This is a genomic window from Agrobacterium sp. (assembly GCF_059499945.1).
Genome location: NZ_JCABZP010000010.1, coordinates 182,467 through 204,632, shown reverse-complemented (window position 1 = coordinate 204,632; position 22,166 = coordinate 182,467). Strand labels below are relative to the sequence as shown.

General features: G+C 58.7%; 26 protein-coding genes, 1 tRNA gene and 2 pseudogenes. 21 read left to right on the top strand and 8 right to left on the bottom strand.

The features are described 5' to 3' along the window. Positions 1-3: 3 nt before the first annotated feature. From AC5I5B_RS07590 to AC5I5B_RS07580, 3 genes are all read right to left on the bottom strand, one after another. Positions 4-264 (bottom strand): hypothetical protein, encoded by a 261-nt coding sequence (locus AC5I5B_RS07590; protein WP_003502750.1) that lies wholly within the window; start codon positions 262-264, stop codon positions 4-6. Between the two features lie 83 nt (positions 265-347). Then, entirely contained in the window at positions 348-1,829 is a 1,482-nt protein-coding gene (locus AC5I5B_RS07585; protein WP_080570138.1) for a D-alanyl-D-alanine carboxypeptidase family protein, read from the bottom strand. Between the two features lie 138 nt (positions 1,830-1,967). Continuing rightward, positions 1,968-2,687 carry a hypothetical protein gene (locus AC5I5B_RS07580; protein ID WP_060725001.1) on the bottom strand — a complete coding sequence of 240 codons (720 nt, stop codon included), beginning with the start codon at positions 2,685-2,687 and terminating at the stop codon, positions 1,968-1,970. 137 nt (positions 2,688-2,824) lie between these two features. On the opposite strand from AC5I5B_RS07580, the gene AC5I5B_RS07575 reads away from it, so the two are divergent. The 4 genes from AC5I5B_RS07575 to AC5I5B_RS07560 all read left to right on the top strand — a co-directional run bounded on the left by AC5I5B_RS07575 (position 2,825) and on the right by AC5I5B_RS07560 (position 4,003). Further along, complete coding sequence (locus AC5I5B_RS07575; protein WP_003502742.1) at positions 2,825-3,088, top strand: hypothetical protein; 264 nt, start codon at positions 2,825-2,827, stop codon at positions 3,086-3,088. 15 nt (positions 3,089-3,103) lie between these two features. Continuing rightward, a complete protein-coding gene (locus AC5I5B_RS07570; RefSeq protein ID WP_111834360.1) occupies positions 3,104-3,331 on the top strand; it encodes a hypothetical protein in 228 nt (75 codons plus the stop codon). 341 nt (positions 3,332-3,672) lie between these two features. After that, positions 3,673-3,825, top strand: coding sequence for a hypothetical protein (locus tag AC5I5B_RS07565; RefSeq protein ID WP_003502736.1), 153 nt, complete (start codon positions 3,673-3,675; stop codon positions 3,823-3,825). Positions 3,826-3,913: 88 nt separating this feature from the next. Beyond that, a tRNA-Ser gene (locus AC5I5B_RS07560) sits at positions 3,914-4,003 on the top strand. A gap of 131 nt (positions 4,004-4,134) precedes the next feature. Here the strand turns inward: AC5I5B_RS07560 and AC5I5B_RS07555 are convergent. Continuing rightward, positions 4,135-4,473, bottom strand: coding sequence for a hypothetical protein (locus tag AC5I5B_RS07555; RefSeq protein WP_003502734.1), 339 nt, complete (start codon positions 4,471-4,473; stop codon positions 4,135-4,137). 315 nt (positions 4,474-4,788) lie between these two features. Here AC5I5B_RS07555 and AC5I5B_RS07550 point away from each other — a divergent pair, with 315 nt between their 5' ends. The 16 genes and pseudogenes from AC5I5B_RS07550 (at position 4,789) to AC5I5B_RS07475 (ending at position 19,051) form a co-directional block, all read left to right on the top strand. Then, positions 4,789-5,877, top strand: coding sequence for a septal ring lytic transglycosylase RlpA family protein (locus AC5I5B_RS07550; RefSeq protein ID WP_003502732.1), 1,089 nt, complete (start codon positions 4,789-4,791; stop codon positions 5,875-5,877). Between the two features lie 75 nt (positions 5,878-5,952). Next, positions 5,953-7,125: a D-alanyl-D-alanine carboxypeptidase family protein gene (locus AC5I5B_RS07545; protein ID WP_111834359.1), complete on the top strand. Its 1,173-nt coding sequence runs from the start codon at positions 5,953-5,955 to the stop codon at positions 7,123-7,125. A 135-nt stretch (positions 7,126-7,260) separates the two neighbouring features. Next, positions 7,261-7,935: a dTMP kinase gene (gene tmk / locus AC5I5B_RS07540; protein ID WP_495752342.1), complete on the top strand. Its 675-nt coding sequence runs from the start codon at positions 7,261-7,263 to the stop codon at positions 7,933-7,935. Then, entirely contained in the window at positions 7,928-8,953 is a 1,026-nt protein-coding gene (locus tag AC5I5B_RS07535) for a DNA polymerase III subunit delta' (RefSeq protein ID WP_495752608.1), read from the top strand. The genes tmk and AC5I5B_RS07535 overlap by 8 nt, the downstream gene beginning before the upstream one ends. 112 nt (positions 8,954-9,065) lie before the next feature. After that, positions 9,066-10,616, top strand: coding sequence for a methionine--tRNA ligase (gene metG, locus AC5I5B_RS07530; protein WP_495752607.1), 1,551 nt, complete (start codon positions 9,066-9,068; stop codon positions 10,614-10,616). A gap of 11 nt (positions 10,617-10,627) precedes the next feature. Next, complete coding sequence (locus AC5I5B_RS07525; RefSeq protein WP_099086116.1) at positions 10,628-11,410, top strand: TatD family hydrolase; 783 nt, start codon at positions 10,628-10,630, stop codon at positions 11,408-11,410. Between the two features lie 2 nt (positions 11,411-11,412). Further along, positions 11,413-12,237, top strand: coding sequence for an MBL fold metallo-hydrolase (locus AC5I5B_RS07520; RefSeq protein ID WP_060726205.1), 825 nt, complete (start codon positions 11,413-11,415; stop codon positions 12,235-12,237). Between the two features lie 21 nt (positions 12,238-12,258). Next, the gene (locus AC5I5B_RS07515) at positions 12,259-14,040 is read left to right on the top strand and encodes a chloride channel protein (protein ID WP_111834357.1); all 1,782 of its coding nucleotides are present in this window, start codon (positions 12,259-12,261) and stop codon (positions 14,038-14,040) included. Between the two features lie 109 nt (positions 14,041-14,149). Beyond that, positions 14,150-14,512 carry an ArsR/SmtB family transcription factor gene (locus AC5I5B_RS07510; protein ID WP_035212424.1) on the top strand — a complete coding sequence of 121 codons (363 nt, stop codon included), beginning with the start codon at positions 14,150-14,152 and terminating at the stop codon, positions 14,510-14,512. Positions 14,513-14,541: 29 nt separating this feature from the next. Then, on the top strand, positions 14,542-15,069 hold the full coding sequence (locus AC5I5B_RS07505; protein WP_060726204.1) for an arsenate reductase ArsC: 528 nt from the start codon (positions 14,542-14,544) through the stop codon (positions 15,067-15,069). Next, the gene (arsB, locus tag AC5I5B_RS07500; RefSeq protein ID WP_111834356.1) at positions 15,069-16,127 is read left to right on the top strand and encodes an ACR3 family arsenite efflux transporter; all 1,059 of its coding nucleotides are present in this window, start codon (positions 15,069-15,071) and stop codon (positions 16,125-16,127) included. The genes AC5I5B_RS07505 and arsB overlap by 1 nt, the downstream gene beginning before the upstream one ends. 2 nt (positions 16,128-16,129) lie before the next feature. Further along, positions 16,130-16,552: an arsenate reductase (glutaredoxin) gene (arsC, locus tag AC5I5B_RS07495; protein WP_111817287.1), complete on the top strand. Its 423-nt coding sequence runs from the start codon at positions 16,130-16,132 to the stop codon at positions 16,550-16,552. Then, complete coding sequence (arsH, locus tag AC5I5B_RS07490; RefSeq protein ID WP_162690821.1) at positions 16,530-17,255, top strand: arsenical resistance protein ArsH; 726 nt, start codon at positions 16,530-16,532, stop codon at positions 17,253-17,255. The genes arsC and arsH overlap by 23 nt, the downstream gene beginning before the upstream one ends. Positions 17,256-17,482: 227 nt before the next feature. After that, a pseudogene (locus AC5I5B_RS07485) lies at positions 17,483-17,620 on the top strand (ISNCY family transposase); the annotation flags it as partial. After that, a pseudogene (locus AC5I5B_RS07480) lies at positions 17,621-18,016 on the top strand (cytochrome b); the annotation flags it as partial. A gap of 414 nt (positions 18,017-18,430) precedes the next feature. Beyond that, on the top strand, positions 18,431-19,051 hold the full coding sequence (locus AC5I5B_RS07475; RefSeq protein WP_035212419.1) for a DUF1062 domain-containing protein: 621 nt from the start codon (positions 18,431-18,433) through the stop codon (positions 19,049-19,051). Between the two features lie 80 nt (positions 19,052-19,131). On the opposite strand, the gene AC5I5B_RS07470 is transcribed toward AC5I5B_RS07475, so the two are convergent. Then, a complete protein-coding gene (locus AC5I5B_RS07470; protein WP_060724176.1) occupies positions 19,132-19,782 on the bottom strand; it encodes a glutathione S-transferase family protein in 651 nt (216 codons plus the stop codon). After that, on the bottom strand, positions 19,779-19,967 hold the full coding sequence (locus AC5I5B_RS07465; RefSeq protein ID WP_129565088.1) for a hypothetical protein: 189 nt from the start codon (positions 19,965-19,967) through the stop codon (positions 19,779-19,781). Before AC5I5B_RS07465 ends, AC5I5B_RS07470 begins: the two co-directional genes overlap by 4 nt. Positions 19,968-20,114: 147 nt before the next feature. Here AC5I5B_RS07465 and AC5I5B_RS07460 point away from each other — a divergent pair, with 147 nt between their 5' ends. Further along, positions 20,115-20,771: a peroxiredoxin gene (locus AC5I5B_RS07460; RefSeq protein WP_035217366.1), complete on the top strand. Its 657-nt coding sequence runs from the start codon at positions 20,115-20,117 to the stop codon at positions 20,769-20,771. Positions 20,772-20,838: 67 nt separating this feature from the next. Here the strand turns inward: AC5I5B_RS07460 and AC5I5B_RS07455 are convergent, their stop codons facing one another. Together AC5I5B_RS07455 and AC5I5B_RS07450 are read right to left on the bottom strand one after the other, a co-directional pair. Next, positions 20,839-21,642, bottom strand: a complete 804-nt coding sequence (locus AC5I5B_RS07455) for a hypothetical protein (protein WP_111834354.1) — start codon at positions 21,640-21,642, stop codon at positions 20,839-20,841. A gap of 31 nt (positions 21,643-21,673) precedes the next feature. After that, positions 21,674-22,126: a DUF5680 domain-containing protein gene (locus tag AC5I5B_RS07450; protein WP_035212514.1), complete on the bottom strand. Its 453-nt coding sequence runs from the start codon at positions 22,124-22,126 to the stop codon at positions 21,674-21,676. Positions 22,127-22,166: the final 40 nt, after the last annotated feature.

The following is a 22,166-nucleotide window of genomic DNA, read 5'->3' as shown; positions in this document are numbered from 1 at the left end:
TTTTCAGCGAATCCGAATATGGACCGGAGCGCGACCCGAACGGCTCGCGACATGAAGGTGGATGTTTGCTTCCGGCTGATTGGAGCGCCAGGCGCGGGCGCCATGCGACAGAAGCAGCGCCACGAGATCGCGTGTTTTTGCCTTGGAACGGTTGAGACCGAGATCGGCGATACGCATTGCCGCCTCGTGAATGGGATGCAGAACCGACAGGCTGCCATGCCCATTGCCAGACGCAATGTCCGAATAATTCTCGTTGACTGCCATCTTGGAAAGCCTCGCTACTCATTACACAATTCGAGGAGACAGGCGATGTTTCGACAATGAAGCACCGCCTGCGGAAACATCAGTTACTGGAGTGACGCCCAGCAGCTGACGCCTTTCTTTTTCAGTACATTACATGCATTCACCGCAGCGTTCTGGCCATCAAAGCCGCCGAAACGGGCGCGGTAGATCTGGGAGCCGTCCTTGCTGAAGGCGACCGTGAAGGGTTTTGCGGAGCGCAATGCCGCGCCGCCTTTTTCCTGCGCGTTCTGCAACAGGCCGCGGGCGGAATTTTCGTCCGGTGATGCGCCGATCTGGATTACCCAGCCGCCTTGCGGAGCCTCGGATCGAGCCGAAACAGAAGGGGCGGAGGCGACAGACGCCGTGGTAATATTGTCCACCTTGGTTGAGTTGGTGATCAACTTGCGGTCCGGTGCAGCGGGTGCCTGAGCAATCGGATCCTTGCCCTTCTGCCAGGTGGCGGCTTCCATGGCCTTGACGGCTGCATTGGAAGAGGAGCCCGCAAAGGCGGTGACCGGCGCTTCCTCGTAACGGGTTTGCGGAACGGGACCTGCATGCGGAAGACCGGAATCGGTCGCTGCGACGGCCACGGAAGGCACAGCTGCAGCCACGGCAACGGGTTCTTCGACCGGAGCAGAACGCGTCTGCGCGATCAGGTTGCTGTTGCCGCCGCGCGATGCCTGCGGCAGGTAAGTAGCAACAAGCTTGCGCATGGTCGCGTCACGGGCAGCACTCGAACGGCCGCCGAGAACGACAGCGACGATCGAGCGACCGTCGATCTGCGCCGACGTGGCAAGGTTGCTGCCGGCTGCGCGGGTGTAGCCCGTCTTGATGCCATCCACGCCCTTCACGGTTCCGACGAGGCGGTTATGGTTGCCGATAACCTGCTTGCCGAAGTTGAAGGTGCGGGTGGAGAAATAGCCGTAATATTGCGGAAAATGCTGGCGAAGGGCGACGCCGAGGCGGGCCTGGTCGCGTGCCGTCGTCATCTGCGCCGTGTTGGGCAGGCCGTTGGCGTTGCGATAGGTCGTGCGGGTCATGCCGAGTGCACGGGCTTTGGCGGTCATCATTCTGGCAAAGCGGTCTTCCGAGCCGCCGATATATTCGCCGAGCGCGGTTGCCATGTCATTTGCAGAACGGGTGACGAGCGCAAGGATAGCCTGTTCCACGGTGATGCTGCCGCCGGCGCGCACGCCGAGCTTGGATGGCGGCTCCTTGGCGGCATTGGCGGAAACCGGCACCTTGGAATCAAGCGAGATGCGTCCGGTATTGAGTGCTTCGAACGTCAGGTAAAGCGTCATCATCTTCGTCAGCGAGGCTGGATAACGCAGGCCGTCAGGATCCTCACCATAGAGGACCTTGCCGGTCTTGGCGTCGATGACGATACCCGCATATTTCGGGTCGGCCTTTGCGGTCTGAACGGATGTTGCGGTTATGAACGCCGCAGCAAGGGTTAACGCAATAAACCTCACGAAAGACGTTGCACCCGCTTTGCGCGAATGTGCTCCAGATAGACTTTTCAACACTGCTGAACTCTTCAATCGCATATTTATGTTCCGCTCGGACACGCCCCGCCCGATGCTCCGAGACGAAACTTTATCGGGATGGCGTTACCAAGTGGTTTATGAAAGGTGTCTGCCTTCCATAAAATGCGACTTTTCGCACACAATCTGTGCCGTGCCGTGTCACGGATTTCCGTCTTTTACGAGGCGTCGCTCGATATAGTTTTTCACATCCGCATCCAGCTTTTGCCATTGTGGCAGCAGGGCGGAGGAGAAACGGTAGAACAGGCTGAGATCCTGTCCTGTGTGAATATCCCTCTGGCAATCGCTGCCAGTGGCCTCCTGCGGCGGTTGCGGCAGGAGGCAGCGCACCACATAGGCGTTGCCGCCATCACGCTCGCCCGTCAATATGACTTCCTTGCCGTAGCCGGAATCGGCGCGCAGACGGTGCAGCACGAGGCCGTGCTTCAGCGGCACCGTCTCTCCCTCTGTCAGGCGTGAATAGATCGGCGCGAAGCGACCGGACATATCCTCCGACATGGTGCTTTGCGAAAGCTGGATGAAAATCAACCCCGCAGCCTGCGTCGGATCATCGAAAACAGAGCGATTCGCATCCTCATAGCCCCTGAGGTCCGGCCAGCTTAGATAAAGATCGACGCGTTCGCGTTCTCCGCTGAGGCGCTCGGAAGGCGCTCGTAGGGTGTTTTTCGCAAGCTTCAGCCGGTCGTTGCCGATGACGATCTCCACGTCCTCGGTGGCCGTCGTATGGCCCGCCTGGAGAATCCGCTCGCCGTACCATTTGATGCCGACATTGAGCGCGCCGAGAAAGATGAGAAGAATTCCGGCGATGAGGGCGGTCCGGAGCATGACTGACGATGAAAGCAGGGGTTTCTGGTCTTTCATGGACTTCCATATTCGGTTGGCCGCCGGATGATTTTCCGGGACGGGAAATAGCCGTGCAAAGCTTTAACCTGAGGCGATCGGCATTGAAATGATGTTTTGCCGCTGCTACCTGATAACCACCAAGCAAAGGACGGCATATGGCAGCGCGCGACAGATATTCCCGGAAGCTCGAATGTTCCAAATGTGGTCATCAGGGTTTTGCCGAAGCGTCGGAATCGGATGACAAGAGCCGCCGGGACGTCGATTTTCGCATCGATGAAATGCCTAGGGGATTTCGCGCTGAGCGCGTCTCGGGCGATCCGACGGATTTCATGATCCGCTGCGCCCAGTGCGGCAATATATTCCGTTTCCTGCAGAAAACCGCCTATGCGCCGGGAGGCGAGCCGCGCGTGAAGGCCTGAACGGGAGGTGCCCGCATGACTTTACCGCAACAACCTGATGGAGCGCCGCAAAGGCGCAAACCGATCTGGCCGTGGATTCTGCTTCTGGTGCTCACACTCTGCGCCATCTATTCCTATAATCGCGCCAATGAAATCATCGCGGAATTGTCAGACACCTTGCCGCCCGCTCTGCTGAACCTGTTCGAGGATATTCTTCGCGGCGACGGCCGGCAGGGCAATGGCGGGCCGGGTATCGGCGTCTGAAGCGAGGACGTCTGGCGCGTAGCCGGCCCCTCGGGCGTGCTTCAGCTTCTGTGATCGCAAATAAAAAAAAGCCCCGCAAATAGGCGGGGCAGGTTGATCGCTCGGGGAAAGTTGGGCAATGCCCGGGAGCGATGGCTTGATATAAGTGACAAGAGTGCTGACGCGATAGGCCACTTCCGACCCAAACAGTACGCTCGCGCATAAATTTTGTTCAATCAGCAGATTTTCAAAAGATGAGCTCGGTAAATCTGTAAGACAACTTGACAGACTTTCCCCTTATTCTTTGCATTGCCTCGAATTGCACATATTCGCCTTTAACATAACGTGACATGAGCAGACGCATGGATAAATCCGGAATTTTCTTCGTGGCGCTTTTGCTAGTGCTGATCGCAATTGTTTTGAGCCTGACGCTGTTCGATTCGGCCCAGCAGGTGCCGTCGATACCTTCAGGCGACGGATCCCTGCTGCCGCCGGCAACGACCCCGGGGCAATGATCTGCCAACCATAAAGAGAAGGACGACGCCGCTCGCCCGGGCGGGATTGACGGCCTTTTTCAAACCGCTATAAAGCCTCACCACCGATGGATGGGTGTCCGAGTGGTTTAAGGAACCGGTCTTGAAAACCGGCGTGCGTGAGAGCGTACCGTGGGTTCGAATCCCACCCCATCTGCCATTCAGTCCGAAAATGATTCTAAAAGAGCAGCGACGAAGGATGCTTCGATCGCGTTGCTTTGCTTTGGAATGGCTGGAGATCGGCGTGAATGGGAAACCCGCCTTTCGGCGGGTTCCGAGCGGCTAATTTGATCAGATTTCCGGACAACCCCGTTCATTCGCGAAGGTGATGCGATCCGGTCCCCGGCGCGTGAAGCCTTCAACGACGACACGACCCGGCGTGACGCGTACGACCTCGGGATCGCGTAAACCTGCCTCACGGGCAGCGGCACGGGCTTCGCGTTCGCTGCAACCGCGCATGCGGGGCGGGCCACGGCGGTCCATATCCCGGTCACGATCTCGGATGACGGGGCGAACGCCGTCAGGGCCGATTCTGAGCTCCATGTCCTGTGCACCTGCAGGGATTGGTGCGGCGAAGGATACGAGGGCGATGCCAATCGCCAGACCTGTGGTTTTCATAAACTTGATCATGTTTCCTCCCTCAGCCGAAACCGGCGGAAGCTCGTTGTTTGCGGGGAGAAAACGCGGTCGTCGTCCGTTTGTTCCTTGAGGATGCGGTCGGGAAGGGAGGCCGAGGTGGGTAGATTGGGCCCGACAGGCGGGCTTAAAAGATAGAAATCATTAACCACGTTCGTTACAATTTTATCGAATTTGCAGAAGTCGTTCGCATTTTCGCCACGTTATGCACAAGATTAAGCGACTGTTAGGTGCTTCGATGGCAGGGGCAATTATCGAGGCAAGTGAGGGTGCGGTTCTCCGAGCCAATAGCAGCGTGGGGCAGACGATTTGAATTCTTCGGTCAAGAAACTCGGCATCAACGCCAGGTCGGGCGTGAAGTGGCTCGCAATTTCCGTGCTTTGCGCTGCGACTGCATCGTGTTCCACGACGTCCGAGACCAAGCCTAAACCCAAGCGCAGCAAGGAATATTTTTCCGAATCCGAATATGGCGTCAAAGCCAGCCCGCGTGTGGCCGATGGCAAAAGCATTCCCAAGGGCGGCGGGCGCGAGCTGGTCGGCAATGCCTATACCGTCAAGGGCCGCCGTTATTTCCCGAAGGAAGAGCCGGGTTACAACAAGACCGGTCTTGCTTCCTGGTACGGTTCCGCCTTTCATGGTCGCCTGACCGCCAATGGCGAAGTCTACGACAAAGAACATCTTTCTGCCGCACATCCGACATTTCCCCTGCCGAGCTACGCGCGCATCACCAACATGGAGAATGGCGCTTCGGTTCTCGTGCGCGTCAACGATCGCGGACCGTTCCATGAAGGCCGCCTGATCGACGTTTCCAGCAAGACGGCCGATCTTCTGGACATGAAGGCCACTGGAACGGCGAATGTGCGGGTGCAATATGCCGGCCGCGCACCGCTTGACGGTCACGACATGCCCTATCTGATGGCATCTTACATTCCGAAGGGATCGCGTTCGCCGGGTGTAGCACCGGAAGGGCAGATCGCAACGGGCGTGATGGTGGCTTCGGCCTCTCCGAATTTCGTTCCCGCGCCCACCTCCAACCCGAATTATGGCGGCTCTACCCAGACGGCGCTCGTCGGTTCCAAGAAGAATGCGGCGCTTCAGGCCATGCCGCTGGTCAATGGCCCGGCGCCGGTTTTCGAACAATTCTCGATCCTGCCGGAAATCGGCCCTATCCTGGCCGAGCGTCCGGAAGGCAATTTCATGCGTGAGCCGGCTGCCCCCGGCGGCAATTATCTGCGCGTGCCGACGCCGTCTTCCAAATTTGCCGCGGCCTATTCCGAAGAATCTGCTACGGTTTCCAGGACCGCGAGCGCCTTTGACAGCGTGCTCGTCGATCGTGGCGCGCTCAATGAGCAATCGATACTCGCCCATGTGAAGCGTCAGCAGGCGAAGTCGCGCTGACGGATTGAAGGATACGGCCGGCCTCTCGCCTTTATCGCGGGCAGCCGGTTGCGGCAGGCAGGACTGGGCGGTTTCATGCGCAAGGCCATTCATCGCTCCTATTGTTCGGTCGTCACGGCGGCTGCGCTTGCGTTTTTCAGTGCAGGCCCGGCGCAATCACAGACAGCCCCCTTCATCGCCAAGGCCGAACAGGCCTATATGATCGATGCCGAAACGGGAACGGTGCTTCTTTCGCAGAATGAGAATCAGCCTTTTCCACCTGCATCGCTCGCCAAGCTGATGACGGTGGAGGTGGTGCTGGATGCGCTGTCCAAGGGGCAGGTGACGCCTGAGACCGCTTATCCAGTGTCGGAATATGCCTGGCGCACGGGCGGTGCGCCGTCGCGCACCTCGACCATGTTCGCGGCGTTGAAATCCTCCGTCAGCATCAATGATCTCTTGACCGGCATCATCGTCCAGAACGCCAATGATGGCTGCATTGTCATCGCCGAAGGCATGACGGGCTCGGACGCCGCCTTTGCCAAGCGCATGACGGCGCGGGCGGGCGAACTTGGCATGAGCCGCAGCACCTTTACTAATTCCACGGGGCTTCCCGATCCCGACAACCAGACGACGGCCAGGGACATGGTGCGCCTTGCCCAGCATCTGCATGACACCTATCCCGACCGTTACGGGCTCTTCACCAAGCCGGATTTCGAATGGAACCGGATTTTCCAGCGCAATAAAAACACGCTGTTGATGCCGGGCAGCGGTATCGATGGTCTCGGGCTTGGTTTTGCCGAAGGCAGCGGTTTTGCCGCCGTCGTCTCGGCCGAGAGGGAAGGCCGCCGGGTCTATTTGGCGCTTTCAGGCATCGTGGACGACAAGACGCGGCAGGAAGAAGCCCGCCGGGTGGTGGACTGGGGCCTGACGGCCTTTGAGAAACGCCATCTTTTCAGCAAGGACGAGGCTGTCGGGTCGGTCAGCGTCTATGGCGGCGATGTCGCGCATATCGATCTTTCGCCGAAGGAAGATGTCAGCGTGCTGGTGCCGGTCAATAATCCGGAGCGTATTTCCGGACGAATCGTCTATCGCTGGCCGCTGAATGCACCTTTGGACGTTGGCGCAAATGCCGGAACGCTCAGGATTTTTTCGGGTGAGCGCCTGTTGCGGGAGGTTCCGCTTTATACGAAGGCGGCGGTCGGCAAGGGATCGCTTACCCAGAATGCAACGGGTGCGCTGAAGGAACTGCTGCTGTTCTGGCTCTGAAAGCCTGCTCCACGCACCGCCTTGTTCCTATGCTTTTGTTCAGGCACCGGTTTTTCTGAAAAGCGCTTCACACATTTCGGTTCGATGCTGTAAACAGGCATTTCGAATTCCAGAAAACCTGTGCAGGACGTGACATTGGCCGAAAAGACCGGATTGTTCATCAGCTTCGAAGGCGGCGAAGGCGCCGGCAAGTCGACGCAGATTCGCATGCTTGCAGAGGCGCTTCGCGGCCGTGGTTTCGAGGTGGTCGTGACGCGTGAGCCGGGTGGCTCGCCGGGTGCGGAGGCTGTCCGGCATGTGATCCTGTCGGGTGCGGCCGAATCCTTCGGCGTGCGCATGGAAGCAATCCTGTTTGCGGCTGCCCGCAACGACCATGTCGAAGAGGTCATTCGCCCGGCGCTCGCGCGCGGCGAGATCGTCCTCTGCGACCGGTTTCTCGATTCTTCTCGCGTTTATCAGGGCACGACCGGCAATCTGGAGCCGGACTTCATCGAAACCCTGCAACGCATCGCGATTGACGGCGTCGTGCCCGAACTGACACTGATTTTCGATATCGCCGCCGAAAAGGGGCTCGCCCGCGCCAGAAAGCGTGCGGATGAGGGCGCTGCGCCTGATCGGTTCGAGAAAGAGGAAATCGAAACCCACGAGAAGCGGCGGGAAGCCTATCTGGATATTGCGCTCGCCGAACCGCGTCGCTGCCGAATTGTCAATGCCGACCAGCCGGAAGGAAAGGTGGCGGAGGATGTCCTGTCCTTCGTCGAGCCTTTGCTTGAACAGCTGGGAACAGCAGCGGGCGCGGCGCATGAGTGAGGTTCAGGGCGTTCTCGACGGCGCGATTGCACCGCAGCAGAACACGAAGCTTTTTGGCCATGACGAGGCGGAAGCGTTTCTCACGCAATCCTATCGCTCCGGCAAGGGCCATCACGCCATTCTGATCGAGGGGCCGGAGGGGATCGGCAAGGCGACGCTTGCCTTCCGTTTTGCCAATCATGTGCTCAGCCATCCCGATCCGTTGCTGGCGCCGGATTTTCTTGCCGATCCCGATCCGCAATCGCTGGTCAGCCGGCAGATCACCGCAGGCGCCTCGCATAATCTCCTGCATCTCACCCGTCCGGTGGACGAAAAGACCGGCCGCGTGAAATCAGCCATCACCGTGGACGAGGTGCGGCGGGCAGGGCACTTCTTTTCGCAGACCTCGGGCACCGGCAACTGGCGCATCGTCATCATCGATCCCGCCGACGATCTCAACCGCAATGCCGCGAATGCGATCCTCAAAATACTGGAGGAGCCGCCAAAGCGGGCGATGTTCCTCGTCCTGTCGCACGCGCCGGGAAAATTGCTGCCGACCATCCGCTCGCGCTGCATGCCGCTCAGGCTCCTGCCGCTTTCCGACGCGGCCATGGTGCAATCGCTCGATCATCTCGGCATCAGCCCATCGGGTGAAAAACGCGACGCCCTGCTTGCCGCCTCCAAGGGCAGCGTCGCGCAGGCGCTCAAGCTGCTGAATTACGGCGGCTCGGACATCGTCGAGGCCTTTGCCGAGGTCATGGGAGCCGAAGGGCCGGGCGCGCGCAAGCAGATGCACAAGCTTGCCGAGATTCTCGCGCAGAAGGACGGCGACATCGTCCTCGGCTTCTTCATGGAGCATGTGACGGAAGAGCTGATGGAGCGCGCACGGGCAGCGGCGGTGGCAGGCGATATCGCGGCGGCGGAAAAGCATGCGCGGCTTTCCTCGGCGCTTTCGGAACGCATTACCGTGGCGCAGGCCTATAATCTCGACAAGAAGCAGATGGTGCTCTCCATTCTGGAAGATATCCGTTCGGTTTAGGTGCCGGGATCAGGAATCATACCCGAAATGGGGAAGTTGTTGTTTCGCTGCTGCGCACAATGGTTTAAGAGCGGTCTATCCAAAAAACAGCCTGTAAAGTCGATAGACCGTCATGACAGACAAGACACCATTCTACATCACCACCGCGATCTCCTATCCTAACGGCAAGCCGCATATCGGCCATGCCTATGAGTTGATTGCGACGGACGCCATGGCACGCTTTCAGCGCCTGGATGGAATGGATGTTTTCTTCCTGACCGGCACCGACGAACACGGCCAGAAGATGCAGCAGACAGCGCGGGCGGAAGGTATTTCGCCGGAAGAGCTGGCGCAGCGCAATTCCGATCAGTTCCGCGAGATGGGCAAGCTGCTCAACGCCTCGAACGATGATTTCATCCGTACCACGGAAGAGCGTCACCACGAGACCTCGCGCAATATCTGGAACCTGATGGCCGATAGCGGCGATATCTACAAGGACAGCTATGCCGGCTGGTATTCCGTGCGCGACGAGGCCTATTACGGCGAGGACGAGACGGAAGTGCGCGCGGACGGCGTTCGTTACGGGCCGCAGGGCACGCCGGTCGAGTGGGTGGAAGAGGAAAGCTACTTCTTCAAGCTCTCCGAATATCAGGACAAGCTGCTGAAGCTTTACGAGAAAAACCCTGAATTCATCGGTCCGTCGGAACGACGCAACGAAATCATCTCCTTCGTGAAATCCGGCCTCAAGGACCTGTCGATTTCCCGCACCACCTTCGACTGGGGCATCAAGGTTCCGAACGACCCGAAGCACGTCATGTATGTCTGGGTCGATGCGCTGACCAACTACATCACCGCCACCGGTTACATCGAAGACAAGAACGGTCCGCGCGCCAAATATTGGCCTGCCGACGTGCATATCATCGGCAAGGACATCATCCGCTTCCACGCGGTCTACTGGCCAGCCTTCCTGATGAGCGCCAAGTTGCCGCTGCCCAAGCGGGTCTATGCCCATGGCTTCCTGCTCAACAAGGGCGAGAAGATGTCGAAGTCGCTCGGCAATGTCGTCGATCCGGCCAATCTGGTGAACCATTTCGGTCTCGATCAGGTCCGTTATTTCTTCCTGCGCGAAGTCTCCTTCGGCCAGGACGGCAGCTATAGCGAAGAGGGTATCGCCACCCGCATCAATGCCGATCTCGCCAATGGCATCGGCAATCTCGCCAGCCGTTCGCTGTCGATGATCGTCAAGAATTGCGACGGCCAGATACCGACACCCGGTGAGTTCACCGATGAAGACAAAGCGATGCTCGCCTCCGCCGACGGGTTGCTGGCGATTTGCCGTGAGGAGATGGGCAAGCAGCTCATCCACCGCGCGCTTGCGGCCATTATCGCCGTCGTCTCGGAAACCGACCGTTATTTCGCGTCGCAAGAGCCTTGGGCGCTGAAGAAGACCGATCCCGAGCGCATGGGAACCGTGCTTTACGTGACGGCGGAAGTGGTGCGCCAGATCGGCATTCTCTTGCAGCCCTTCATGCCGGAATCCTGCGAAAAGCTGCTTGATCTCGTTGCGGCTCCCGCCGACAAGCGTGATTTCGCTGCATTGGGCGAAGCCGGCCGTCTGGTTCCGGGCACGCCGCTCGAAGCGCCGAAGCCGGTTTTCCCGCGTTACGTCGCGCCGGAAGCGTGAAGGCGACAACCATGCTGATCGATACCCATTGCCATCTGGATTTTCCCGATTTCGAGGCTGAGCGCGACGATATCATCGCCCGCGCCCATGCTTCGGGTGTCAGCCAGATGGTGACGATCTCGACCCGGGTGCGCCGGCTGCCCGAACTTTTGAAGATCACGGAAAAATATCCGTCGGTCTTCTGCTCGGTCGGCACGCATCCCAACAGCGCGGCCGAGGAACTGGATATCTCTGCTGATGATCTGGTGCGGCTGGCGGAGAGCCACGACAAGATTGTGGCGATCGGCGAGGCGGGTCTGGATTATTTCTACGACACGCAGAAGCCGGAAGACCAGAAGACCGGCCTCATCCGCCATATCGAGGCGGCAAGGAGAACGAAGCTGCCGCTCGTCATTCACAGCCGCAGTGCCGATGACGACATGGCCTCTATTTTGCGCGCCGAGAGCGAAAAGGGAGCATTCCCCTTCATTCTGCACTGCTTCTCCGCTGGTCCTGAGCTGGCGAAAACCGGTGTCGAACTCGGCGGTTATGTTTCCTTCTCCGGCATTCTGACCTTCCCGAAATCGCAGGATATCCGCGACATCGCCGCCACCGTGCCGCTGGACCGTCTGCTGGTGGAGACGGACGCGCCTTATCTTGCGCCGAAGCGCTGGCGCGGCAAACGCAACGAACCTTCCTACGTGGTCAACACCGCGGAGGTTCTGGCCGAGGTACATGGCGTTTCCTATGAGCGCATGGCCGAAATCACCACCGAAAACGCCTTCCGCTGCTTTTCGAAGATGACAAGGGTGTAGGCGTGGCAATCTACCGTCGCCGCTTCACGGTTCTCGGATGCGCGTCGTCGCCCGGCGTGCCGCGCATCAACGGCGACTGGGGTGCCTGCGACCCTGACAACCCCAGGAACAGGCGCACGCGCACCGCCTTCATGGTGGAGCAGATCGGCCCGGATGGCGGCAGGACAACTGTCGTCATCGATACCGGCCCGGATTTTCGTGAGCAGATGATCGCGGCGAAGGTGGAGGCGGTCGATGCGGTGCTTTACACCCACGCCCATGCCGACCATCTGCACGGCATCGACGATCTGCGCATCTATTTCGCCATTCAGCAAAACCGCATTCCGATCTATGCCGATCCCGTCACCATGGCGCGCATATGGGACGGTTTCGCCTATTGCCTGGAGACGCCGCCGGGCAGCAGCTATCCGCCCATCGTCGAACCCCGGATCATCGCGGATATCGACGCGCCTGTTATCATCGACGGGGCAGGCGGGCCGATACCTTTTGGCGTGCATATGCAGCAACATGGTGATGTGCATTCGCTGGGATTCCGCATTGGTGACGTTGCCTATTGTACCGATGTCAGCGATTTTCCGGCCGAGAGCCTGCCGAAGCTTGCGGGTCTCGATGTCCTCGTCATCGACGCGCTGCAGCACCGTTACCACCCCAGCCATCTTTCGCTGGAGCAGGCGCTCGGCTGGATCGAGAAATTCGCACCCAGACGGGCGATCTTGACCCACATGCATATTCCGCTCGATTATGACACGGTGATGCGTGAAACGCCTGATAATGTTGAACCGGCTTATGATCAGATGCGTTTCGAGATCGAGATCGAAGCAGCCTGACGCCGCCTGAAAAGGAACAGCATGTCGACCAAGCCTTTCCGTGCACCCAGTATGGCGAGCTTCTTCGACAATCTGCGCGCCAGCCGGTTGCGGGCCATGTTCCGCCGCGGCGAACTGGGGCTGGTGAGCCTCGCCGTTTTCATCGGCATCGCCGCGGGTCTCCTGGTGGCGCTGATCGGCGCTCTTAGCACGGCGCTGCATGTGCTGGTCTTCGGCGTCGAGCGGCTGAGTAGCAGCGATCTTTCCGGGCGGATCGTCCTCGCTGGCCCGATAATCGGCGGCATCGTGCTTGGCCTGATCATCTTCATTCTATCGAAGACCCGCAAGAAACCCATGGTCGACCCGATCGAGGCGAATGCGCTGCATGGCGGTCGCCTGTCGCTGACGGACAGTATCATTGTCTGCGTGCAGAATATCGTCTCCAACGGTTTCGGCGCCTCCGTCGGGCTCGAGGCCGGTTACACCCAGATCGCCAGCGGCGTTGCCTCGAAGATCGGCATCAAGCTGAAACTGAGGCGAGGGGACATGCGCATCCTCGTCGGCTGCGGCGCCGCAGGGGCGATTGCAGCAGCGTTCAATGCGCCTCTGACCGGGGCGTTCTACGCCATTGAACTCATCATAGGCACTTATACCGTCGTAACGCTTGCGCCGCTCATCGTTTCGGCGCTGGTGGCGACGACCGTTATCGGTGTTATCGGCGGCCATGGCCTCTCCATCGATATTGTCGATGCCAGCCGCGTGACGCCGGCGGATTATGTGCCTGCCATCTTTCTCGGCGTCGTGTGCGCGGCCATCGGCATCACGCTGATGCAGGCGGTGTCCTTCATCGAGGAGACGGCCCGCAAAAGCGCCATTCCCGGCTGGCTACGCCCTGCAATTGGCGGCGTGGCGGTGGGTGGGCTTGCGCTGATTTCACCGCAGGTGCTGTCGAGCGGCCACGGCGCGCTGCATCTCAATATCGACGCAGAACTGACGATATACGGGCTGGCCGGACTGTTCCTGCTGAAGGCGGCGGCCAGCGCCATTTCCATCGGTTCGAATTTCCGCGGCGGCCTGTTTTTCGCCTCGCTGTTCATGGGATCGCTGCTCGGCAAGATTTTCGCGCTTTGTGCCCCCTATATCGGTTATGGTTCGACAGCACCCATCGTTTATGCCGTGATCGGCATGAGCGCCTTTGCCGCCGCCATCATCGGTGGCCCGCTGACCATGACGTTTCTGGCGCTGGAACTGACCGGTGACTTCCAGATCACGGCTCTGGTGCTTGCCGCCGTCATCACCACCTCGCTCGTGGTACGCACCACGTTCGGTTACTCTTTCGCCACCTGGCGTTTTCACCTGCGTGGCGAGAGCATTCGCAGCGCCCACGATATCGGCTGGATCCGCGACCTGACGGTCGGCAAGATGATGCGCGCCGATATCCGCAAGGCCAATGTCAGCATGGGGCTTCCGGCCTTCAGGGAGAAGTTCCCGCTCGGTTCAACGCAACGGGTAATCATGACCCATGATGACGGGCGTTATGCTGGCGTCGTCCTTGTCCCGGAAATCTATGCCGACCCGATGGATCGCGACCCCAGCAAGATCAGCCTCGAAACCTATCTGCACTACAAGAACGACGTGCTGCTGCCGACCATGAATGCCCGTCAGGCGGCGGCGGCCTTCGATGCGGCGGAGAGCGAGGCGCTGGTGGTCGTCAATGACAAGATCGAAAATCGGCCGGTGGGCCTGCTCACGGAAAGCCATACATTGAGACGTTATAGCGAAGAGCTGGATCTTAGGCGTCGCGAGGCATCCGGTGAATTATAATATACATTAGGAAATTTATTTAAATTATTGATAATATTAATTTTTGCATTCATTTCTGCTGTCTCGTTTGTTTTCTTGACAATCCTTTTGTATCCGTTATTCTGGATATATGGATAATTTAACCGCAATAACAGCGCTTGGCGCTTTGGCTCAATCCACCCGTCTGGAGACATTCCGGATACTCGTGCGGCACGAGCCGGACGGCGTTCCCGCCGGTGAACTTGCGCGCCTTATCGATGTTCCCCAGAACACGATGTCGGCGCATCTCGCCACGCTTTCGCGGGCGGGTCTGGTCAAGAGCGAGCGGCAAAGCCGGTCTATCATCTATCGCGCCGATCTAGACGGGTTGCGCCTGTTGACCCTGTTTCTGCTGAAGGATTGCTGCGGTGGTTCGACCGAACTTTGTGCACCGCTGATTGCCGAACTGACACCCTGCTGCAGCCCGGAGGCGACACCATCGCCGGGCCTGTAAGACCACCGATCTAACCACGGACCGAAACCATGACCGACAAGATTTATAACGTGCTCTTTCTGTGCACGGGCAATTCCGCTCGTTCCATTCTTGCCGAATCCATTCTCGCGAGGGAAGGTGAGGGGAGGTTCAACGCCTATTCGGCCGGCAGCCAGCCGAAGGGGGAGGTGAACCCTCACGCCCTGAAGGAACTGGCGGTGCTGGGTTATCCTGCTGCTGGTTTCACCTCGAAAAGCTGGGATGTTTTTGCCGGGCCCGATGCTCCCCAGATGGATTTCATCTTCACGGTCTGCGACAGCGCCGCAGGTGAAGCCTGTCCCGTCTGGATCGGTCATCCGATGACGGCCCATTGGGGTATAGAGGACCCCGCCGCCGTGGTCGGCTCTGAGGCCGAGGTTCAACGCGCCTTTGCGCAGGCTGCCCGTTTCCTCAAGAACAGGATCGCGGCTTTCGTCAGCCTGCCCCTGCAATCGATCGATCGAATGGCGCTGGAAACCAGGCTCCGGCAGATCGGCGCTTTGGAAGGAACCACCAATCGTGAAGGAAAATCGGCCTGATGTCCGTCTTCGAACGTTATCTGACCGTCTGGGTGTTCCTGTGCATCGTTGTCGGTGTCGCGCTCGGCCATTGGATGCCCGGCGTCTTTCAGCTCATCGCTGCTGCCGAGATCGCCAGGGTGAATATCCCGGTTGCGGTCCTGATCTGGCTGATGATCATCCCGATGCTGCTCAGAATCGATTTCCGCTCCCTCTCGCAGGTCGGCACATTCTGGCGCGGCATTGGCGTGACGTTGTTCATCAACTGGGCCGTCAAGCCGTTCTCGATGGCGCTGCTCGGCTGGTTTTTCATCGGCTGGCTATTCCGTCCTTATCTTCCGGCTGGTGAGATCGACTCCTATATTGCCGGGCTGATCATCCTTGCCGCTGCTCCATGCACCGCCATGGTCTTCGTCTGGAGCAACCTGACACGGGGTGAACCGCTGTTTACATTGTCGCAGGTCGCGCTCAACGATGCGATCATGGTCGTGGCCTTTGCTCCCATTGTCGGGCTGCTGCTAGGCCTTTCGGCCATCACCGTGCCCTGGGATACGCTCGTTCTCTCTGTCGCGCTCTATATTGTCGTTCCCGTCATCCTCGCGCAGCTGATCAGGCGGTGGCTCATGACTGACGGAACGTCACGAATGCTGGATCGCGTTCTTGCAAGGCTGCAGCCGTTTTCGCTGGTGGCTTTGCTTACGACGCTGGTTCTTCTCTTCGCCTTCCAGGGCGAGCAAATCATCGCCCAGCCAGCCGTCATCGGTCTGCTTGCCATCCCGATCCTCATCCAGGTCTATCTGAATTCGGGGCTTGCCTACCTCCTGAACCGGATGACGGGTGAGCGCCATTGCGTCGCCGGGCCTTCGGCCCTCATCGGCGCCAGCAATTTCTTCGAGCTGGCCGTCGCGGCCGCCATCAGCCTGTTCGGCTTTCAATCAGGCGCGGCACTCGCAACCGTTGTCGGTGTTCTCATCGAAGTCCCGGTCATGCTTTCGGTCGTCTGGATCGTGAACCGCTCGAAGGATTGGTATGAGGCTGCCCCCGCCGTTTCCCGAACGATAATGACTGAAAGGCAATGACCATGGATGCCACGATTTTTCACAATCCGTCCTGCGGAACGTCTCGCAACACGCTGGCGCTGATCCGCGCGGCAGGGATCGAGCCGACCGTGGTCGAATATCTGCGGGAACCGCCGACGCGCGAACGGCTCGCAAAAATGATAGCGGATGCGGGCCTGACGGTGCGCGAAGCCATGCGCGAGAAGGGGACACCCTATACCGAACTCGGTCTCGACAATCCTGATCTGACCGACGATCAGCTGCTTGATGCGATGATAGAAACACCGATCCTCATCAATCGCCCTTTCGTGGTGACACCGCTCGGCACCAGGCTCGCCCGTCCGTCGGAAGTCGTGCTGGATATTCTGCCCAAGACTTTCAACGGACCGTTCTTCAAGGAGGATGGTGAGCAGGTCCTCGACAATGAAGGAAAGCGCATTGCCTGAGACATTTCCCGCGTTGCAGGCGCAACACCTGCACAGCATTGACCCGGATGCACTGCGTCCGGCGTTTTCGACCCACAAGCCGCGCATCCTGATCCTTTACGGCTCGCTGCGCGAGGTTTCGTATAGCCGTCTGCTTGCATTCGAAGCCGGGCGGCTGCTCGAACGGCTCGGTTGTGAGGTTCGGATATTCGATCCGAAAGGCCTGCCTTTGCCCGATGAAGCGCCGGCCAGCCACCCGAAGGTGAAGGAGTTGCGTGAACTCTCCCAATGGTCGGAGGGACAGGTCTGGGTAAGTCCCGAACGCCACGGCGCGATGACCGGCATCATGAAGTCGCAGATCGACTGGATTCCTCTCGCGGTCGGATCGGTCCGGCCAACACAGGGCAAGACGCTCGCCGTCATGGAGGTTTCCGGCGGAAGCCAGTCCTTCAACGCGGTGAACCAGATGCGAATTCTCGGCAGATGGATGCGGATGATCACCATCCCAAACCAGTCCTCGGTGGCAAGGGCCTATCAGGAATTCGATGCTGAAGGCCGGATGAAGCCATCATCCTATTATGACCGGGTCGTGGATGTCTGCGAGGAACTGGTGAAATTCACGCTACTGACACGTGACGCTTCCAGCTATCTGACAGATCGCTACAGTGAACGCAAAGAGCAGGCAGAGGAGCTTGAAAAACGAGTCTCGCTAAAATCGATCTGATCGGTTGGCGCTGGTGGTGTTTCGTGCTTTTCAGATATGATCACATCGATCGCGCAGTGGCATCTGTAGCGAGCAACAACCGCACAAATCCAAAGCCACACCACCAAATAAGTTCCATAATATATGTTATGCGATTATTGTGTGTAGCCGCAAAGTTAGAATGTCCTGTTTCTGCAAAGTTGGAATGTCACACTCCCCTGGTCTGATTGACGTCTGGGAGATTGCAGATGGGATTGATTACGATGACCGAGCGTGATCTGCAGCGGATCGAGACTTTGTCGAAGGTGATTGCCGGTCGGATGACTATGGTGTCGGCGTCGCATGTGCTTGATCTGAGCGAGCGCCAGGTCCGCCGTCTTCTGGAATGGTCGGCTTTCAGCCGGAAGCCGCAGCCTGTCGATGGCGAAGGCCCGGTTTCAAGGTTCGCGGCGCGGGCCGCTCATGTCGCATTGCTGTTCCTTACCCTTGCCGTTCCCCTCGCCGGCTGGGCCGTCGCTTTGACGGCTCCCCTGCAAATCCCAAGTTACGTCTTCGATCTCGTGGTCGTGCCGGGGTTGCCTCTGGCGATTTCCGATCAGGCGGAGGCGTTCTGGACAGAGGTTCATGCCACCCTCGCCTATCTCGCCGTAGCCATCGTATTTCTACATGTGACGGCAGCGCTATGGCACCATTTCATCCGCAAAGATTCAACCCTCCGGCGTATGCTTCCGTCTCCGGCAGCCGCGAATAACAGGCGCAAAACTGTGTCCTCCCGGAAATAGAGTCGCAGCCCATCTGGTGACATCGTTTTGACCGCGGAATGGGCAGGCTACCCGAAGTTGCGCAAAAGTCACATCGCAGTGGCTTTCGGCCGCTGAGCGCGCCGCATGCTTCCATTTCTGACCGATCATTTGTTATCGTTACCGCCGAAGAGCATTGGCGCATCGAGGTAGACTTTGCCTAAGTAAATACCGGTCTCAATCCAGTTTCACCCGTACTGCGGATGGCCACAGGCTGTCGGCGTATGATCACGTTCATCGGGTGGTGGCAAGAGACCGGTCTGGCATTGTTAAAATGTGCCCTGCGCAGCTTTGCTGTCTCAGCTCTTCACCCACCCGAAACATCGCCACGCCGTTCCCGTCAGGGTTTTCTCCTGCACCATCTTGGTGGACTTCCAAATGGAAGACCAAGACAATATGTGCAATGTACTTCGGGTCCAATGGACCATTACACCACGAACGGCGCCCCAGCCCTGGCTTGCATGCAGCGGATGTGGCGACCTGAGGGCGTTTCAAGCCAGCGGCAAGATCCGGCTTAATGCCAACGGCCGCAAACTGGATGCCTGGCTCATCTATAAATGCCTGATCTGCGACAAAAGCTGGAACCGGCCGATTTTCGAGCGGCAGAACGTCCGCGACATCAGCCCTTCCGTTATGGAAGCGCTGCAGTCGAACGATCCGCAATGGATAAGAGCGGAAACATTCAACCTCGAAGCCCTGAGACGCAAATCGCAACGCATCGACGAGTTTCCCGAGTTCGATATCGAGAAAAAGATCAAGGACGAACCTCCCGACTGGACCAAGGCCGAGATTGATCTCACGGTTCCGCTCCAGACCGGCATACGCCTTGATCGTCTGCTGGCGTCCGAACTGGGGCTTTCACGGTCGATGCTGCAGAAGCTTCACGATGGCGGCACCATACGGGCACCATCCGACCTTCTGCGGCGACGTCTCAAGAACGGCACCCGCATTGTGATCGAGTGCTGCGATGGTTTCGATCGGGAGCTATTCTTGAAACCCGTGACGGTGGGTTTCTAAAGGTGTCGCGAGGGTCTGTTAGGTCAGACCCTCGCGCTGAGACTGGGTTAGACCGCAGCGGCAGTCTTTCCGACCGTCGCTCAGCCGTTCGACGCAGCCTTGAAAATCGCCAATTGGTCGGCAAATGCGCGTTTATAGGCGGGGCGCGCTTCGCCCCGGGCGACGTAGGCCGAGAGGTTCTCATATTCGTCGAGGATGCCTGAGCTTTTTATCCTTTGCAGCACGGACACCATCAGCAGATCGCCGGCGCTGAATCCGCCGTCGAGCCAGTCGGCGTCACCGAGGCGGTGGGACAGTTCGCCAAGCCGCTTGCGAATACGGTCATGGACGATCTGCAGGCGCTCGCTGTGCCAGCTCTTGTCCCTTTCGAGAAAGCCGGCGACAAAATGCTCGACGATGGGCGGCTCCATCGTGCTGAGTGCGGCGAACATCCACATGATCGCACGCGCCCGCGCATCCGCATCCTCTGGCAACAGGCCGGCATGACGTTCGGCTATATGCAGCACGATCGCCCCGGATTCAAACAGGACGAGTTCACCCTCCTCATAGGTCGGGATCTGCCCGAAGGGTTGAAGCGCAAGGTGCGCCGGCTCCCGCATCGCCTTGAAGGAAAGAAGGCGGACATCATAGGGCTGGCCCACTTCTTCGAACGCCCAGCGGACGCGCATATCGCGGGCGAGACCCTTGCCGCCATCGGGCGAGTGTTCAAAGGCGGTAATGGTGATTGTCATTGCTGTTCTCCATCACTCCCTGTGCGGAAACGCCCCGGAATGCCGTCGCCTGACGTGGCGTCACAATATGCGCTGGGATGAGCGAAAACAACGCCGGGATCGCCTTTCGAGTAATCCTGTCCTCCTGAAACAATCAACCGGGTGGAAATCACGCAACTGCGACAAACGATGGAAATCAGGGTCATCAAATCTCTGTGGGGCTGAAGCAAACGCCACTGAGGCCAGATGAAAAGGCTGGCCATTTCATGCAAAAACTCTAAGCTCCAGCGCCGGACACGAATTGTCGAAAACCATCAGATTTTCACTTCAAATCATCAGGGAGAAAGCATCAGATGAGCCTGCGTATCAACGATATAGCACCAGACTTCACCGCCGAGACCACCCATGGTCCGGTGAGCTTTCACGACTGGATCGGCGACGGTTGGGCGGTCCTGTTTTCGCATCCGAAAAATTTCACGCCCGTCTGCACGACGGAACTTGGCGCGATGGGCGGCCTGCAGCCGGAATTCGAAAAACGCGGCGTGAAGATCATCGGCATTTCGGTCGATCCGGTTGAAAGCCATGAAAAATGGAAGAACGACATTCGCACCGCGACCGGTTTCAACGTCGATTATCCGCTGATCGGCGACAAGGACCTGAAGGTCGCGAAGCTCTACGACATGCTGCCGGCCGGCGCCGGCGACAGTTCCGAAGGCCGCACGCCTGCCGATAACGCCACCGTGCGCTCCGTCTTTGTCATCGGTCCCGACAAGAAGATCAAGCTGGTCCTCACCTACCCGATGACCACAGGCCGCAATTTCGAGGAAATTCTCCGCGCCATCGATTCCATTCAGCTCACCTCCAAACACCAGGTGGCGACACCTGCCAACTGGAAGCAGGGCGAGGATGTCATCATCACCGCAGCCGTTTCCAACGAAGATGCGATTGCTCGTTTCGGCTCCTACGACACGGTTCTTCCCTATCTGCGCAAGACAAAGCAGCCCGGCTGATTTTGAAACCTGTGATGGGGCGGTGAAAACGCATCGCCCCATCCGTTCCTGGGTATGACGGCGCGCCCTAGCCGGCTTCCTGCTTCGCGACGAGCAGCATTGGCCGGTCATCGAGTTCGGCGGGGGTGAAACGCGCAAGAAGATCGAACGATGTTATGGCTTCACCGGCGGCGAAGCGTCGTCCGTTGACGACGAGATGCCCGAGGCCGAATATCGTAAGAAGCGCTTCCGTCGCATCTCCCGACGAGCTGTCGAAAAGCAGATTTGTCTGGCCTAAATGCTCCAGACCCGTTGTCCAGGCCCTGATCTTTTCCCCCTCCTCCGTCACAAAGGCTCCGAAGGCCAGCATCGTCGCCATTTGCTGCGGCTGATCCAGATGGCTGTTTGCATAGTTCAGATAGTCATCGAGATTGGCGCGGCCGACGATCATGTCCAGATAATGCAACGCAACCGCCCGCATGGGGGCGAGCTGGTGGATGCCGAGCAGGGTCGAGGCGATCTCGTTATGTGCGATTTCTGGATCATCCTCATCCGCCAGGATGAGAAATCTGAACTCGCATTGGTGTGTCGCACGGGTGAAATCGTCATATGCCGCTTTTGCATCGATACAAAAGGTCTTTGACCAGTCGACCCTCGCCCTCGCAACTGCCGGATATTGGGCCGGCGCAACCGGCGTCGCCACGACCGGCTCGGGAGTACCGACAAAAACCCTGGTTGCACCGCGCAGTCCGTCAAAAACGCCTTTTTCGCCCACCCGCTCGCATTCATATCCCTCCTCGCCCCACGCTTCTATCAGGGTCATATCCGAGATCGCGGGTTTGCTGTCGAAATAGAGTGTCGCCTTGAAAAATTGAGCGTCGCCATTTGCCATTGTAGTTCCTGTCCATGGCATTTCTTGCGCTCTATGGCTTTATGATCCCGCCATGATAGTCAAGCCGGTATGTCTCGACATGTCCGCGGTAAATGCGCTCGACGCCGGTGAAGGACCGGAATTCACCCGCATTCGTATCGACATAGACCAGATTTTCCACCGGGTGGGTGAAGCCGCCGAGAAAGCGGCCCTCCCGATAGAGGGTGGAAAGCGACTGCTGAATGACCATGCCGGCTGTCGCGCCGTCGATCATATCGGGCCGGAGGATACGGCCGTAATAACTCATCGCCCAGAGGGCCGTCCCCTGATGCCAGACGACCTCCTGACCGATGAAATCGGTTCCCCCGAAATAGCTGTCGATATAGTGCCAGTCGCCGTTCTGATAGCCGAGATCGTGCGATCCCTTGCGCGTGGGCGTCGCGGATTTGTTACCGCCGCCAACATACGTGGCAGACTTGGCCTGCACGATGAACTCTTCCAGCATGGTATCCCTCGAAAACAAGAACATAAAGGGAACATATGCC

Excerpts from the sequence above, each read along its gene's own strand:
- AC5I5B_RS07590 (WP_003502750.1), bottom strand. The coding sequence starts at position 264 with ATGGCAGTCAACGAGAATTATTCGGACATTGCGTCTGGCAATGGGCAT.
- AC5I5B_RS07585 (WP_080570138.1), bottom strand. The coding sequence starts at position 1,829 with ATGCGATTGAAGAGTTCAGCAGTGTTGAAAAGTCTATCTGGAGCACAT.
- AC5I5B_RS07580 (WP_060725001.1), bottom strand. The coding sequence starts at position 2,687 with ATGAAAGACCAGAAACCCCTGCTTTCATCGTCAGTCATGCTCCGGACC.
- AC5I5B_RS07575 (WP_003502742.1), top strand. The coding sequence starts at position 2,825 with ATGGCAGCGCGCGACAGATATTCCCGGAAGCTCGAATGTTCCAAATGT.
- AC5I5B_RS07570 (WP_111834360.1), top strand. The coding sequence starts at position 3,104 with ATGACTTTACCGCAACAACCTGATGGAGCGCCGCAAAGGCGCAAACCG.
- AC5I5B_RS07565 (WP_003502736.1), top strand. The coding sequence starts at position 3,673 with ATGGATAAATCCGGAATTTTCTTCGTGGCGCTTTTGCTAGTGCTGATC.
- AC5I5B_RS07555 (WP_003502734.1), bottom strand. The coding sequence starts at position 4,473 with ATGATCAAGTTTATGAAAACCACAGGTCTGGCGATTGGCATCGCCCTC.
- AC5I5B_RS07545 (WP_111834359.1), top strand. The coding sequence starts at position 5,953 with ATGCGCAAGGCCATTCATCGCTCCTATTGTTCGGTCGTCACGGCGGCT.
- AC5I5B_RS07535 (WP_495752608.1), top strand. The coding sequence starts at position 7,928 with ATGAGTGAGGTTCAGGGCGTTCTCGACGGCGCGATTGCACCGCAGCAG.
- metG (WP_495752607.1), top strand. The coding sequence starts at position 9,066 with ATGACAGACAAGACACCATTCTACATCACCACCGCGATCTCCTATCCT.
- AC5I5B_RS07525 (WP_099086116.1), top strand. The coding sequence starts at position 10,628 with ATGCTGATCGATACCCATTGCCATCTGGATTTTCCCGATTTCGAGGCT.
- AC5I5B_RS07515 (WP_111834357.1), top strand. The coding sequence starts at position 12,259 with ATGTCGACCAAGCCTTTCCGTGCACCCAGTATGGCGAGCTTCTTCGAC.
- AC5I5B_RS07510 (WP_035212424.1), top strand. The coding sequence starts at position 14,150 with ATGGATAATTTAACCGCAATAACAGCGCTTGGCGCTTTGGCTCAATCC.
- AC5I5B_RS07505 (WP_060726204.1), top strand. The coding sequence starts at position 14,542 with ATGACCGACAAGATTTATAACGTGCTCTTTCTGTGCACGGGCAATTCC.
- arsB (WP_111834356.1), top strand. The coding sequence starts at position 15,069 with ATGTCCGTCTTCGAACGTTATCTGACCGTCTGGGTGTTCCTGTGCATC.
- arsC (WP_111817287.1), top strand. The coding sequence starts at position 16,130 with ATGGATGCCACGATTTTTCACAATCCGTCCTGCGGAACGTCTCGCAAC.
- arsH (WP_162690821.1), top strand. The coding sequence starts at position 16,530 with ATGAAGGAAAGCGCATTGCCTGAGACATTTCCCGCGTTGCAGGCGCAA.
- AC5I5B_RS07475 (WP_035212419.1), top strand. The coding sequence starts at position 18,431 with ATGTGCAATGTACTTCGGGTCCAATGGACCATTACACCACGAACGGCG.
- AC5I5B_RS07470 (WP_060724176.1), bottom strand. The coding sequence starts at position 19,782 with ATGACAATCACCATTACCGCCTTTGAACACTCGCCCGATGGCGGCAAG.
- AC5I5B_RS07465 (WP_129565088.1), bottom strand. The coding sequence starts at position 19,967 with ATGACCCTGATTTCCATCGTTTGTCGCAGTTGCGTGATTTCCACCCGG.
- AC5I5B_RS07460 (WP_035217366.1), top strand. The coding sequence starts at position 20,115 with ATGAGCCTGCGTATCAACGATATAGCACCAGACTTCACCGCCGAGACC.
- AC5I5B_RS07455 (WP_111834354.1), bottom strand. The coding sequence starts at position 21,642 with ATGGCAAATGGCGACGCTCAATTTTTCAAGGCGACACTCTATTTCGAC.
- AC5I5B_RS07450 (WP_035212514.1), bottom strand. The coding sequence starts at position 22,126 with ATGCTGGAAGAGTTCATCGTGCAGGCCAAGTCTGCCACGTATGTTGGC.